Source organism: Pseudomonas sp. ATCC PTA-122608 (genome assembly GCF_001952855.1).
Lineage (GTDB): Bacteria > Pseudomonadota > Gammaproteobacteria > Pseudomonadales > Pseudomonadaceae > Aquipseudomonas.
The window spans coordinates 263,847-277,316 of the sequence record NZ_LPNO01000024.1 but is presented as its reverse complement, the minus strand read 5'-3'; the positions used below and the strand labels follow the sequence as shown (position 1 = coordinate 277,316).

The 13,470-nt window shown below is 61.4% G+C and carries 11 protein-coding genes and 3 pseudogenes; 8 read left to right on the top strand and 6 right to left on the bottom strand.

The window, feature by feature from the left end; genetic code table 11:
* Positions 1-150: 150 nt before the first annotated feature.
* Genes AU074_RS21330 through ltnD form a run of 3 tightly spaced genes read right to left on the bottom strand, consistent with a single transcriptional unit; the run spans position 151 to position 3,087 of the window.
* The gene (locus tag AU074_RS21330) at positions 151-789 is read right to left on the bottom strand and encodes an aldolase (RefSeq protein ID WP_017475391.1); all 639 of its coding nucleotides are present in this window, start codon (positions 787-789) and stop codon (positions 151-153) included.
* Positions 786-2,078: a 3-oxo-tetronate kinase gene (gene otnK / locus AU074_RS21325; protein ID WP_076016407.1), complete on the bottom strand. Its 1,293-nt coding sequence runs from the start codon at positions 2,076-2,078 to the stop codon at positions 786-788. Before otnK ends, AU074_RS21330 begins: the two co-directional genes overlap by 4 nt.
* Positions 2,079-2,088: 10 nt before the next feature.
* The gene (gene ltnD / locus AU074_RS21320) at positions 2,089-3,087 is read right to left on the bottom strand and encodes an L-threonate dehydrogenase (protein ID WP_083676702.1); all 999 of its coding nucleotides are present in this window, start codon (positions 3,085-3,087) and stop codon (positions 2,089-2,091) included.
* Positions 3,088-3,244: 157 nt separating this feature from the next.
* On the opposite strand from ltnD, the pseudogene AU074_RS34940 reads away from it, so the two are divergent.
* Both AU074_RS34940 and AU074_RS34935 read left to right on the top strand, forming a co-directional pair.
* Positions 3,245-4,009 (top strand): annotated as a pseudogene (locus tag AU074_RS34940) (PAS domain-containing protein); the annotation flags it as partial.
* Positions 3,983-4,600, top strand: coding sequence for a methyl-accepting chemotaxis protein (locus AU074_RS34935; protein WP_371103561.1), 618 nt, complete (start codon positions 3,983-3,985; stop codon positions 4,598-4,600). The pseudogene AU074_RS34940 and the gene AU074_RS34935, both read left to right, overlap by 27 nt.
* Positions 4,601-4,720: 120 nt before the next feature.
* On the opposite strand, the pseudogene AU074_RS34930 reads toward AU074_RS34935, so the two are convergent.
* Positions 4,721-5,263: pseudogene (locus AU074_RS34930) on the bottom strand (methyl-accepting chemotaxis protein); the annotation flags it as partial.
* 321 nt (positions 5,264-5,584) lie between these two features.
* Positions 5,585-6,562, bottom strand: a pseudogene (locus tag AU074_RS34925) (cache domain-containing protein); the annotation flags it as partial.
* Between the two features lie 426 nt (positions 6,563-6,988).
* Between AU074_RS34925 and AU074_RS21305 the strand changes: the two are divergent.
* The 4 genes from AU074_RS21305 to AU074_RS21290 all read left to right on the top strand — a co-directional run bounded on the left by AU074_RS21305 (position 6,989) and on the right by AU074_RS21290 (position 10,900).
* Positions 6,989-7,858 (top strand): oxaloacetate decarboxylase, encoded by an 870-nt coding sequence (locus AU074_RS21305; RefSeq protein WP_076016403.1) that lies wholly within the window; start codon positions 6,989-6,991, stop codon positions 7,856-7,858.
* Between the two features lie 191 nt (positions 7,859-8,049).
* The gene (tauA, locus tag AU074_RS21300; RefSeq protein ID WP_076016402.1) at positions 8,050-9,036 is read left to right on the top strand and encodes a taurine ABC transporter substrate-binding protein; all 987 of its coding nucleotides are present in this window, start codon (positions 8,050-8,052) and stop codon (positions 9,034-9,036) included.
* 2 nt (positions 9,037-9,038) lie between these two features.
* Positions 9,039-9,872 (top strand): taurine dioxygenase, encoded by an 834-nt coding sequence (gene tauD, locus AU074_RS21295; protein WP_076016401.1) that lies wholly within the window; start codon positions 9,039-9,041, stop codon positions 9,870-9,872.
* A gap of 14 nt (positions 9,873-9,886) precedes the next feature.
* A complete protein-coding gene (locus AU074_RS21290) occupies positions 9,887-10,900 on the top strand; it encodes a GNAT family N-acetyltransferase (RefSeq protein ID WP_076016400.1) in 1,014 nt (337 codons plus the stop codon).
* Positions 10,901-10,902: 2 nt separating this feature from the next.
* Here the strand turns inward: AU074_RS21290 and AU074_RS21285 are convergent, their stop codons facing one another.
* A complete protein-coding gene (locus tag AU074_RS21285; RefSeq protein WP_076016399.1) occupies positions 10,903-11,454 on the bottom strand; it encodes a GNAT family N-acetyltransferase in 552 nt (183 codons plus the stop codon).
* A 464-nt stretch (positions 11,455-11,918) separates the two neighbouring features.
* On the opposite strand from AU074_RS21285, the gene AU074_RS21280 reads away from it, so the two are divergent.
* Both AU074_RS21280 and AU074_RS21275 read left to right on the top strand, forming a co-directional pair.
* Complete coding sequence (locus AU074_RS21280) at positions 11,919-12,428, top strand: sigma-70 family RNA polymerase sigma factor (protein ID WP_076016398.1); 510 nt, start codon at positions 11,919-11,921, stop codon at positions 12,426-12,428.
* Positions 12,429-12,437: 9 nt separating this feature from the next.
* Positions 12,438-13,394: a FecR domain-containing protein gene (locus AU074_RS21275; RefSeq protein WP_076016397.1), complete on the top strand. Its 957-nt coding sequence runs from the start codon at positions 12,438-12,440 to the stop codon at positions 13,392-13,394.
* The last annotated feature ends 76 nt before the right edge of the window (positions 13,395-13,470 follow it).

Sequence of the window (13,470 nt, the reverse complement as noted above, 5' to 3'; positions counted from 1 at the left end):
GTAAGTGCCACTGAAAGGGTCAACACTGCAGTAGGGCTTGATCATGCTGGAATGTCCTGTTGTTTTTATTGTTCAGGCACGCAGTCGCGACAGCGTGGCTGCCTCGTCGCGAAGGCGTGCATCAGAGGCGTTGCGGATAAAACCGGAGACCTACCACTGGGCGCCGAACGTCTCCCGCAGTTCGTCCAGTGCGGCCTGGTCCAGTGGCGCCGGGCGCGGGTTGCTCATCAGCCAAAGCCGTGCGGTTTCTTCGAGTTCTTCCAGGGCATAACTGGCCTTGGACACGGAGCTTTCCCAGACCACCGGCCCCAGTCGTTCGAGCATCACGCCGCGTACGCGGTTGGCCAGTTGCGCCACCTGTTCGGCGACATTGGGGGCGCCAGGGCGTTGATAGTTGATCAACGGGATATGGCCCACCTTCATCACCTGATACGGCGTCAGCGGCGGCAAGATGTCGTCCTGGCTCCACACCCCGGCCAGGGTCAAGGCCACCAGGTGCGTGGAATGGGTATGCACCACACCGCCCACGCCAGGGTTGCGATCGTAGACCTGGCGATGCAGGGCCAGGGTCTTCGACGGCTTGTCGCCCGACACCCATTTGCCCGCCAGATCGACCTTGGCAATGGCCGCAGGATCCAGGCGCCCAAGGCAGGCGTCGGTGGGGGTGATCAGCCAGCCGTCATCGAGCCGGGCGCTGATGTTGCCGGCGCTGCCCACCGTAAACCCGCGCTGGTAGAGGCTGTGCCCAACTGTGCAAATCTCCTCGCGCAGTGCGTTTTCGCGGCTCATTGCGCACCTCCGGCCAATTGCTTCAGGGCCTTGTCGAAAAAGTCCCGGCCGCCGAAGTTGCCGGACTTGAGAGCCAGCGCCAGCGGCTCAACCGTGTTGCTGACGGTGGCCGGTACGCCGGGGTCGATCTGCGCGCCAATCTGCAACAGGTGTACGCCGAGGGCCTTGACTACCGCACCGGAGGTTTCACCGCCCGCGACAACGAAGCGCCGCACGCCGCTCTCGCGAAGGGCCTGGGCGATGGCGCCCAAGGCGTTCTCCACCAGCTCGCCCGCATGCTCGGCGCCCAGTTGCTGCTGGACCGCTTTGACTTCGTCCGGAGTACTGGTGGCGTAGATCAAGACGGTGTGTGGCTGGTTGCGTGCAAAAGCCACGGCGTTTGCCACCACCGGTTCACCGGCCGCCAGGGCCAGCGGGTCGATGCGCAGCGCTGGCCGCCCGGCCTCGATCCAGGCGGCAACCTGGCCGTTGGTGGCGATCGACGCGCTGCCGGCCAGCACCACTTCGCCGCCTTCCACCGTTGGCAGCGAGGCCGGATCGAAGTCGCGCAGCTTGCCGGCACGGCGGAAGTTTTCCGGAAGCCCCAGGGCCAGGCCCGAACCACCCGTCAACAGCGGCAAGTCGGCGCAGGCGGCGCCGAGGGTATAAAGGTCCTGGTCGGACAGCGCATCGGCAACCGCCATGCCCACACCTTGGGCGCGCAGTTCGGCGATCTTCTCGCGCACCTGCGCAACGCCCTGGGCGATGCTGTCGTAGCGCAGCAGCCCAACCTTGTATGAGGTTTGCGACTGCAACACACGGACCAGGTTGGCATCGGTCATGGGGGTCAGCGGATGGTGCTGCATGCCCGACTCATTGAGTAACTGGTCTTGCACGAACAGATGGCCACGGAAGATCGTCCGGCCGTTCTCCGGAAACGCCGGGCAGGCGAGGGTGAAGTCACTGCCCAGCGCCTTGAGCAGCGCTTCGCTGACCTGGCCGATATTGCCGGCGGACGTCGAGTCGAACGTGGAGCAGTACTTGAAGAAAATCTGCTCGCAACCCTGTGCGCGCAGCCACTCCAGGGCGGCCAGGGAGTCGGCGATGGCTTCGGCAGCGGGCAGGGTGCGAGATTTCAGGGCAATGACGATGGCGTCTGCGTCCAGCCCGGCCGCGACTTCGTCGCTCGGAATGCCAATGCTCTGCACCGTACGCATTCCGCCGCGCACCAGCATATTGGCGAGGTCGGTGGCTCCGGTGAAATCGTCGGCAATGCAGCCCAGCAAAGGGCGTGCGGCAGGTAGGTTCATGGCGCGGTCCTTATACGGAGTCAGGCTTGGCGGTCGGCAGTTCGATGCCAGGGAAAATCTTGATCACCGCCGAATCGTCCTCACGCCCGAAACCGGCGCTGGAGGCCTGCATGAACATCTGGTGCGCGGTGGCCGACAGCGGCAGCGGAAACTTGCTGGCCCGTGCGGTATCCAGCACCAGGCCCAGGTCCTTGACGAAAATATCCACGGCGGACAACGGCGTGTAATCGGCCTTGAGAATATGCGGCACGCGGTTCTCGAACATCCAGGAATTGCCGGCACTGTGGGTGATCACCTCGTACAAGGCATCGGCGTCGACCCCTTCGCGCAGCCCCAGCGCCATCGCTTCGGCGGAGGCGGCAATGTGCACGCCCGCCAGCAACTGATTAATGATCTTGACCTTGGAGCCCAGGCCATGCACGTCCCCCAGTCGATAGACCTTGCCGGCCATGCCCGCGAGCACCGCATCCGCCTTGGCATAGGCTTCGGACGGGCCGGAAGTCATCATGGTCATTTCGCCGGCCGCGGCCTTGGCGGCGCCGCCGGAGATCGGCGCGTCCAGGTACAACAACCCGGCTTCTGCCAGGCGCTGGCCCAGCTCCACCGCATAGGTCGGCGCCACCGTGGCACAGCCAATCACCAGGCTTCCCGGGCGCAATGCGGCGGCCGCCGAGTGCTCACCAAACAGGACGGTCTCGGTCTGTTCGGCATTCACCACCACGGTGATGATCACATCGCATTCACCCGCCATCTGTGCCGGTGAGCTGCAGGCTACGCCGCCTTCGCTGGCGAACTGTTGTGTGACGGCTTCACGCACGTCACAGGCATGCACATTGAAACCGTTGCGCAGCAACGAGCGGGCAATGCCCAGGCCCATCGCGCCAAGTCCAATAACGCCTACGTTCTTATTATTCATGGGGGTTCCTGTTTTGTGGTCAGGGGGTGATACGTGTTGGGCTGATAATCCACCAGTGATCAGATTATGTGAAGTAATTTTTTCAAATAACATATTTTAACATTGGCGGTGTGAGCGTCGCGCAGGCTCGGGTGGCACCCGGCAAAGCGCACTAAATTGACGTCAAATAAAAAGGCTGCCGGGCTGTGTTTAGTTCCGTACCGGACAGCCGATAGCGCCTTTAGAGTCCATTGCTCTGAAGGGGTACGTCATGTTCAATAAAACGTTGAGAACAGAACTGGCGGCCAGGACGGCCGATGTTGCAGGGTACAAAGGATTGGTGGCTGCGCTTGAGCGCTCGATGGCCGTGGTCGAGTTCGACTTGAACGGCAAGGTGCTTCGCGCCAACGATAACTTCTTGCAGGCGTTGGGATACCGCCCGGATGAATTGAGTGCAACGTCACATCGGGACTTTTGCTTGCCTGCATTGACGAACAGCGCGGCGTACGGCGAATTCTGGGCCGCGCTTCGGGCCGGCAAATTCGTTTCCGGCACCTTTCAGAGGGTCAATAAAGACGGGCAGACGGTCTGGCTGGAGGCCAGTTATAACCCGGTGCTGGACGAACGTGGCCAGGTGTTGAAGGTCGTCAAGTATGCGCTTGTCGTCACCGACAAAGTGGCCCAGGAGGCCGCCACCCGCAGCAAGCTCGTGGCGCTGGACCGGGCCATGGCGGTGATCGAGTTCGACCTGAGCGGCAATGTGCTGGTCGCCAACGAAAACTTTCTGAATGTCATGGGTTATGGGCTGGCGGAACTCAAGGGTAAGCATCACCGCCTGTTTTGCGAACCCGGCCTGGTTAACAGCAATGAGTACACCGACTTCTGGCGTCGCCTGAATGCGGGCGAGTTTTTCAGCGGGCAATTTAAACGCCTGGGCAAGCACGGTCGCGTCGTGTGGCTGGAGGCAAGCTATAACCCGGTGTATGACGCCGACGGCAAGTTAACCAAGATCGTCAAATTCGCCAGTGACATCACCGAGCGGGTCGAGAAATTCGAGGCCGACTCCCGCGGTGCTTCCCGGGCTTACCATATTTCTGCCGAGACGGAGAAGTTTGCCGAGCAGGGCACTCAGGTCATTCAAGAGACCGCCAGTGAGATGCGCCGCATTGCCGAAAACATCGGGGCGTCTGCGCGACTGGTGGGGCAACTGGGCGATCGCTCCGAGCAGATCACCGCGATCGTCAATACCATTCGCGGGATTGCCGACCAGACCAACCTGCTGGCGCTCAATGCCGCCATCGAGGCCGCCCGGGCAGGGGATCAGGGGCGAGGGTTTGCCGTGGTCGCCGACGAGGTGAGGCAACTGGCGGGGCGCACCAGCCGCTCCACGGCGGAAATCGCCGAGATGATCAGCAAGATTCTCGCCGAGACACGGGACGCGGTCGTCAGCATGAATGCCACCCAGGAAGGTGCGCAGCGCGGCGTTACGCTGGCCGATCAAGCCGGTTCGGTGATTTTGCAGATTCGCAACGGCACCAGCGACGCGGTCGAGGCTGTGAGCATGTTCGCTTCCAAGCTCGATGAATCCGAAGTGATTCCAAAGACCGCCATCAGCTGGGTGGGGTAGAGGTTCAAGCTGCGCCTGGGTCTTGACGTCGAACAGGGAATAGAAAAAGCGCCACTCATTGAGTGGCGCTTTTTTTTGCCCGCGCTGTAAGCGGTTCAGGCATTACCCTCAGCGAAATGCCTAGAACTTGAAGCGCCCCACCAGGCCCTTGAGCTGACCGGAAATATCCGTCAACCGTCCGGACCCGGTCTGTGCCGAATGCGCAAAGCCTTCCACCAACTGCGCGTCGGCATGGATCTGCGCGATGTGCCGGTTGATCTCTTCGGCCACCTGGTGCTGCTCCTCGGCGGCGGTGGCGATCTGGGTGTTCTGGTCGCGAATCGAGTCGACCGAGCCGCGGATCTTGTCGAAGCTGTCGCGAGCCTGCTGGATGCGTTCCACGCTGGTGTGGGACACCAGCAGGCTGCCCTGCATCTGTTGGGTGACTTCCTGAGTGCGGCGGGCGAGGTTGCCCAGCAGGCTGTCGATTTCGCCGGTGGAGTCGGCGGTGCGTCGGGCCAGCGCACGCACCTCGTCGGCGACCACAGCGAACCCGCGGCCCTGGTCACCGGCACGTGCGGCTTCGATGGCGGCGTTAAGCGCCAGCAGGTTGGTCTGTTCGGCAATCGAGCGGATGGTGTCGAGGATCGTGTTGATGTTTTTGCTGTCCTGCTCCAGTTGTTGCATCGTCTGGGTGGAGCGCTGCAGGTCTTCGCTGAGCTTGAGCACGCTGCCAGTGGCTTCGCCGATATGCTGCTGGCCGTCGTGTACATCGCGGTAGCCTTCGTCGGCACTCGATGCGGCGGCGCTGCAGGAGCGGGCGACTTCGTTGGCGGTAGCCACCATTTCGTTGAAGGCGGTGCTGACCAGCTCCACGGCCTCACGTTGGCGGCCTGCCGCCTGGTTCATGTTGTGGGCGACGTCGCGGGTGTCGGCGGCGGCGGCTTGCAGGTCGGAAGAGGCATTGCCGATGCGCTGCACCAACTGGGCGATCATGCTCAGGAACTGGTTGAACCAGCCCGCCAGGCTGGCGGTTTCGTCCTTGCCCTGCACCTTGAGCTGGCGGGTGAGGTCGCCTTCACCTTCGGCAATCTCTTGCAGGCCGTCGGCCACCCCGCGAATCGGGCGCACGATCACGCTGGCAAAGCTGGCGCCGACAATCGCGAACACCACGGCCAGTGCGGCGGCGATGGCGGCGATCAGCCAAGTCAGGCGAGTGGCGCCGGCCATCACTTCGTCGCGCTTGATCAGGCCGATAAAACGCCAGCCCAGATCTTTGGAACTGACCACGTTGGCCATGTAGGTCACACCCTCGATGTCGACCTGGGTCACGCCGTCGCCGCGCTTGGCCAGCTCGGCATAATTAGCGCCCAGGTCGGCCATCGGTTTGAAGTTGTGCTTGGCGTCGCTGGGGTCTACCAGCACGTTGCCGTTGGCTTCCACCAGCATCAGGTAGCCGCTGTCGCCGAGCTTGATGTTGCGCACCAGTTCGGTGAGTTGCTTGAGTGACACGTCCAGGCCGACGACGCCAAGGATCTTGCCCGTATCGTCGGTGACGGTGTGCACGGTGCCGATCAGCGACACATCGTCTGGCGCCCAATAGTACGCGCCGGTACGCACGGTCTTGCCTGGCGCGGCGATGGCCGCCTGGTACCAGGGGCGCACGCGCGGGTCGTAGTTGTTCAGTTTGGTGTCGTCAGGCCAACTGGCGTAACCGCCGTCGCTCAGTCCCAGGGACAGGTAGGCGGTGCTGGGATGGCTTTTGGCGAACTGGTCGAAAATCCCCAGAAGGTCCTTGTTGGTCGCAGTCAGCGGAATTTGCGCAGCGTCGGCGCCGGCATAACTCTTGAGGTCCCTGGCCGCGACAACGCGCGGGTCCTTGGCCACATATTCGACGTTTTGGCTGATGCCGTCGAAAAACTGCTTCATGCCGTTGTCGATCTGACGGATTTCGCGGCCGCTGCTGTCGAGGAAATTGGCCATGGCCCCCTCGCGTACATTCAGCACCACCAGAATGGCCACCAGGATGACTGGCAGACACGCGATGGCCGCAAAGGCCCAGGTCAGCTTCTGCTTGATATTCATGACTTCACCTGCGGGTATTTATAGTTTTGGCAAGGAGAAAACAGTAGCGTCGAACGTCGCATGTGTTGTTTTGAAGGCGAGTGTGGCCATGCGTACCCTCTGTGTATCGACTGCGGGGGCGCTCACTTGAGGCCGAAAGAACGGTTTACCGGTGGGGGCTGGTGGTCTCAGTCCTCGAACACAGCGCCATCAAACGCCGCTGCTAAACGTGATGTATAAGTTTCTCAAACGTCATCAACCATCTTTTTCCGGCGTGATACGCTAGCCTCACTTTTGAATTGGCACTGGTCGTTCCCGCGTATACGGCGACAGTGAGGAGTGAACATGTCGAAAATTTCCCACCATGATCTGCGGCGCTCGTTTCGCGAGCTGCTGGCCTCCCAGCACTGCTTTCACACCGCCTCGGTGTTCGACCCGATGTCTGCCAGGATCGCTGCAGACCTGGGCTTCGAAGTCGGCATCCTGGGTGGCTCGGTGGCGTCGCTGCAGGTTCTGGCTGCGCCGGACTTTGCGCTGATTACCCTGAGTGAGTTCGTCGAGCAGGCCACCCGCATCGGCCGGGTGGCGCAGCTTCCGGTGATCGCCGACGCCGACCACGGCTACGGTAATGCCCTCAACGTGATGCGCACGGTCCAGGAACTGGAGCGTGCGGGCGTTTCAGCGCTGACCATTGAAGATACCTTGCTGCCCGCGCAGTTCGGGCGCAAATCCACCGACCTCATCAGCACGGAAGAGGGCGTGGGCAAGGTCAAGGCAGCCCTGGAAGCGCGGGTCGATCCGCAGCTTTCGATCATCGCGCGGACCAACGCCGCCGTGCTGCCAGTGGAAGACGTCATCCATCGCACCAAGGCATATCAAGAAGCCGGCGCAGATGGCATCTGCATGGTGGGCATCCGTGACTTCGACCACCTTGAGCAGATCGCCGAAGGCCTGACGGTTCCGCTGATGCTGGTGACCTACGCCAACCCGAACCTCAATGACAACGAACGCCTGGCCAAGCTGGGTGTGCGTATTGTGGTTGCCGGCCACGGCGCCTACTTCGCCTCGATCAAGGCCACCTACGACAGCCTTCGTGAACAGCGCAACCTCACGCGCAGCACATCGAACCTGACCGCCAGCGAACTGACCCACACCTACACGTTCCCCGATACGTATGTGAACTGGGCCAAAGAGTTCATGGATGTCCAAGAGTGACAGTGGCGGCCTGACCAATGGTGTTGGCGCGGTGGTGATTCACCGCGCCCGGGCGTCACCGTCCTTGTCTAAGCTAATTCCATAAAATTATTTATTTTATTTTTTATAGAACAATATCCTCTAACTGAGTTGACCCTTGGTGCGCCGGGACTGGCGCTGCTCAAGCCTTATCCGCTCAGGAATCTATAAAAATGAAAACGCTGAAACTGGCCCGGAATCTCATTTCGGCCGTGGGCCTCGCTGTCCTTTCCCTAAGCGCCCACTCCGCCGACCTTACCATCGGCTACATCAACGGCATCGACCCCCTCAAACGCGCCATCGCCGACGGCGAATATGAAAAAGGCATCGGCCAGAAAATCGATTGGCGAAAGTTCGACGCCGGCCCGGCCGTCCTTGCCGCCATGGCTTCAGGCGATGTGCAGATCGGCAACCTGGGTTCCAGCCCGCTTGCCGCGGCGGCGTCGCGAAACATGCCGCTGGTGGCGTTCATTGTCAGCGCGCAGATTCGCAGCTCCGAGGCGCTGGTGGTACGCGATGGCAGCGGGATCAGAATCCCTGAAGACCTGATCGGCAAAACCATCGCCGTGCCGTTTGTGTCGACCTCCCATTACAGCCTGCTGGGCGCGCTGAAGCATTGGAACCTGGACCCGCGCAAGGTCAACATCGTCAACCTCACCCCGGCGCAAATCACCGCCGCCTGGAGCCGTGGCGATATCGACGGGGCGTTTACCTGGTCGCCTGCCCTGGGTGAAATTCGCAAGACCGGCAAGATTCTGACCGATGCTGCCGAGGTTTCGAATTGGGGAGCACCGACCTTTGAAGTATGGGTGGCACGCAAGGACTTCGCAGAAAATAACCCGAAAGTGGTAGCCGATTTTGCCAAGGTCAGCCTGGCAGCGATTGCCGATTACGCTGCGCATAAAAAGGACTGGACCGCTGATTCCGCACCTGTAAAAAGCATCGCCCGACTCACAGGCGCCAACGCTGCGGATATTCCCGAGCTGCTCGAAGGCTCATCGTTCCCGAGCGCCGCCGAACAAAAAAGCGCCCAATACCTCGCCGGCGGCACCGCCAGGGAAATCGGCAAAACCGCCGAATTTCTGAAAGAGCAGGGGAAAATCGAAAAAGTCCTGCCTGACTACTCCGCCTTTGTCAGCGACAAGTTTGTCGGAGAGTAACCATGGGCCTTACGCTTCGTCCTCTCGGCCCAACCATCGGCGCCGAGGTCGAGGGGCTGGACATGTCCCGGCCTCTGAGCGATCAGCAGCAGCACTGGGTGGAGCAAGCGCTGCTGCAGCACCAGGTGCTGTTCTTCCGTAATCAGGCAATTACACCTGCCGAACACGTGGCGTTTGCCGCGTGTTTCGGAGATTTGCACCGGCATCCGATCTATCCCCATGTGGACCAGCACCCTGAGTTGCTGCTGATCGACACCGCGGTGACCGACGTACGCGACAACGCCATCTGGCACACCGACGTGACGTTTCTCGCCGCGCCGGCAATGGGCTCCGTGCTGGCGGCCAGGCAGGTGCCGGCTTTCGGTGGCGATACATTGTGGGCCAACGGCGTGGCCGCGTTCGAGGCGTTATCGGCCCCCATCCGGCGCCTGCTCGACGGCCTGACCGCTACCCACGAATTGATCAAGTCCTTTCCCACCGAGCGCTTCGGCAGCACGCCCGAAGCACTGGAGCGCTATGAAAAAGCCAGGAAGGATCATCCGCCGCTGTCACACCCGGTGGTCAGGACGCATCCCGCCACGGGCCATAAGGCGCTGTTCGTGAATGAAGGCTTTACCACGCGAATCAATGAGCTGGAGGCGGCGGAAAGTGATGCGCTGCTGCGGCTGTTGTTCAGCCACGTGAGCCGCCCGGAATTCACCGTGCGTTGGCGATGGAAGGCGAATGATGTAGCGTTCTGGGATAACCGCATTACCCAGCATTACGCGATTGATGATTACCGTCCCAATAGACGGGTCATGCATCGCGCGACGATTTTGGGGGATGTGCCTTTTTGATGGAGAATCAGGCGATGGACCTGCCTTTGGTGATCAACCCGGACGACTATCTGGAAACCGAGTTCGGCCGGGAGTACACGCCTGAGCGCAATCGACAGGCATGGCAGCTCGCGTATGCACGCTTGAAGGAAGTGCTGTCACAAGCGGTCGAGGGCTCTCATGTCTACGTGGTCATGGGCGTGCAGGGCGCTGGCAAGTCTCGCTGGGTGGCGGAAAACCTTGACCGATTGGGTCGCGGGGCGATCGTCTTCGATGCTGCCCTGCCGGCGCGGCGTCATCGGGAGGAGCTGCTTTCCATCGCGAGGGAATATGCAATCCCGGTGATCGGCATTCTGGTGAGTGCACCGCTGGCGTTGGCGCTGTCGCGAAATGCCCAACGCAATGCTGACAAAAGAGTGCCAGAGGACGCGCTGAAAAGCGTGTTCAGCATGCTTGAGCCACCCAGTGAAGATGAAGGATTTGTGTGGGTACAGACCATTGAACAACAGGCGCCGCTGCCCACAACCCTGCAAACTGCCCGGATGACCCTGGTTGCGCCTGATGTGGCGCTCGCAGAAGAACTCGCCGATGCCTTGAACGCCAGCTACGCACTGCACCGCCAGTTTCTCGAGTGGAGCAAGCCGCACTGGACGCTGGAGGACACGCAGGAAAGCCTCCAGCGCGCGATAAAAGACTTCGATGCACCTGCCGGGGAGAAAAGGTACTTTCTGTTATCTCGTGATGAGCCCCAGGCATTGGTGGGCTGTATCGGCCTGCTGCCGCTTGCCGATGAGGTTCACAGCTTCGAAATCGGCTATTGGGGTAATCAGGCTCACACCGGTCTTGGGCTGATGAGGGAGGCATTGACTGTTCTGGTTTCACAGTTGAGCGGGCACACACTACGCCTGACCACCTCTTCGGCGAACTTATCCAGCCAACGACTGGCTGAGGCAGCGGGGTTTGAATGGGTGGAAACCCTTCAAGGCGCGCGGCGCTGCGAGTACTTCGGGGTACGCGATACACTGGTTTACCGTCGGGTCGCACGCTGACCCTAGAGGTACTCACACTCCGCCCGTAGCAGCGATAGCTGAACCAAGTCCTGATGAGCCCCGTTCCAGTAACCCGCCTGCCTCAGCGTTCCTTCACGCACGAACCCGGCTTTTTCAAGCAGGTTCAGTGAGCGGGCATTGTCGGGATGAACCAGCGCCTCGATCCTGTTGAGTTCCATGTGCTGGAACGCCCATCGAACGGCGGCGTAAACCGCCTCCTTCATCAGCCCGCGGCCTTGTGCCGATTGCGCCATCTCAAAGCTGATCGCACAGCTTCGCCACCCACGATTCCATTTAAAGAAACCACAGGTGCCGATCAGCTCTGCCGTGGCGGTGTCCTCAATCCCCCAGCGAATGCCTGGGTTGGGCGACGTACGCCAACTGGCAAATACCTCAATCAATTGCTCCGCTTGGAGAGGCTCGGTCAGCGGATCGGTGCCGAACCACTTCATTGCCTCTGCGTCGCCATGAATCGCAAACAACGCCGCCGCGTCCTGCTGTCTCAGCTCCCTGAGGGTCAGGCGTTCGGTTTTGACGATGGGGAATTCGGACACTGGCGGCGTCACCTTTAAGAAAAACGATTCTCTAAGGTGTGTCTTACACGGCAAAAAATCAATCAAGTGGACCCATGATCGCTCCCACGCAGCGTGTGGGGAGTGAAAACAGAGCTGCTTTTATGTGGGAGCGGGCTTGCTCGCGAAAACCTGAGGGCGCCGCGTTCATCCAGAATGCCCGCGTCATCGTTAACGACCTTCGCGAGCAAGCCCGCTCCCACATTTGGACCGTGCCCGCTTTAGCTTTTGATTTACAACACTCAAGCCGGCCGGGAGGCCGCTGTGCTCTTGATCTGCTTTTGATCTTAGGCGCCCCAATAGCCGCCGTTACCTAAACAATGGATATGCACACATCACCCCGCCCAGCGCCCCCCACATTGCACCCACGCCCCAGAGCCGATAGTCTTGCAAACCATTACCAAAAACCCAATCCCCTCGAGCCCATTGGGTAAAAGGAGAGGTTTGTGAACATCGGACAGTTCGCCTTTCAACGCCAGGTTGAAACTCTATACGTCGACCACAACAGCTGGCTGCGCACCGTACTGCGGCGCAAGCTGGGCAACGCATTCGACGCCGCCGACCTGGCCCACGACGTCTACCTGCAACTCATGCGCAAAGGCCAACTCCCGCCCACCGGCGAATCCCGCCGCCACCTGACCCAAATCGCCAACGGCCTGGTCATCGACCTCTACCGCCGTCGCCAGATCGAAACCGCTTACCTGCAAGCCCTGACCCTCTTGCCCGAACCCTGCGCGGCCGATGAAGAAACCCGCGCCCTGGCCATCGAGGCCCTGATCGAAATCGACGCCGCCCTGCACAGCCTGCCACCCAAGGCCCGCCAGGCCCTGTTGCTGTGCAAACTCGATGGCCTGAGCTACCGCGAGATCGCCGCCGAGCTGCAAGTCTCCGTCTCATCGGTGGAAAAATACATCGCCGCCGGCCTGCTGGCCTGCTACCAAACCCTGCACGGCTGACCCGCGGCGATGTCGACCGAACAGCCAATCGCCCCCGATATCATCGAGCGCGCCACCGCCTGGATGGCCCGCCTGTGGGCCGATGACGCCAGTGCCGATGACCACGCCAACTGCCTGCGTTGGCGTGCCGAACACCCCCATCACGAGCTGGCCTGGACACGCCTGCTGGGCTTCGAGCAAAAACTCAACAGCGTTCCTGCCGCAGTAGCCAAGCACAGCCTGGCCGAACCCGAAGCCCCCGACTCCCTCAATCGCCGCAGCACCCTGCGCCTGCTCGGCCTGTTGGTCGCAGCCGGTGGCCTCACCTACGGCGTGCGCCGCACCGACGCCTGGCAACTGGCGAGTGCCGGCCATAGCACCCGCACTGGCGAAATTCGCGAAGTCGTATTGCCCGACGGCACTCGCCTGGTGTTGGGCTCCGCCTCGGCGATTGACGTGCAATTCGACGACCACCAACGCCTGGTGCTGCTGCGGGCCGGTGAGGTGTTCATCACCACTGCGCCTTCATCCCTGCCGTTTCGGGTGCAGAGTCACCAGGGCCTGTTTCAGGCGCTGGGCACGCGCTTCAGCCTGCGACAGTGCGACGACAGCTGCCAGTTGGCAGTGCTTGAGGGCGCCGTGCAGGTGCAGCCTGAGCAGGGCGCAGTCGCGCGAGTGGAAGCGGGGCAGGGTGCCACGGTTTCCAGGGACAAGGCGCAACCGACTGCGGCGGTGACCGATCGCAGCATCGCCTGGGTCAAGGGGCTGTTGTTGGCCGATGGCACCCGGCTCGACGAGCTGATCACCGAACTGGCGCGCTACCGCCCCGGTGTACTGCGCTGTGCGCCGGAGGTGGCGATGCTGCGGGTCAGCGGCGTGTTGCATCTGGAAAACACCGACCTGGCCCTGGACAATCTGGCCGCCGCGTTGCCGATACAAGTGGTGAAGCGCACCCGCTATTGGGTGACGGTAAGTGCCCCTGCCTGAAAAAACCTTGAGATTTGATTGAGGGTTTTGGCTGCTCGTTCGGAAGATAAGGTAAGGGCGAGCAAAGGCTCATTCA